Below are 277 nucleotides of genomic sequence, written 5' to 3' on the forward strand. Positions count from 1 at the left end.
TCCAGTCAGCCGTGATATTGCGCAAGGCCAGCCATAGCAGTTTGGTCGCGGCCTCGTCCGTCGGGAAGTGTCCACGCGTCTTGACGATCTTGCGTAGCCGGGCATTGACGCTTTCGATGGCATTGGTCGTGTAGATCACCTTGCGAACCGCTGGCGGAAACGCGAAGAAGGGGATCACGCGATCCCAGGCCCGACGCCAGGCGGCCACCACCGTCGGGAATTTCTGGCCCCACTCACCCTGTTCGAACGCGTCCAGTTCGGTCTGGGCAGCTTCAGC

1 protein-coding gene is annotated in these 277 nt (G+C 62.1%); it reads right to left on the reverse strand.

Features of this window, described 5'->3' with window-relative positions; translation table 11 throughout:
- The coding region (locus tag SB753_RS36890; RefSeq protein ID WP_410805082.1) for a transposase at positions 1–277 on the reverse strand (277 nt) is incomplete at both ends.

This window comes from Paraburkholderia sp. SIMBA_053 (assembly GCF_046534895.1).
Lineage (GTDB): Bacteria > Pseudomonadota > Gammaproteobacteria > Burkholderiales > Burkholderiaceae > Paraburkholderia > Paraburkholderia caledonica.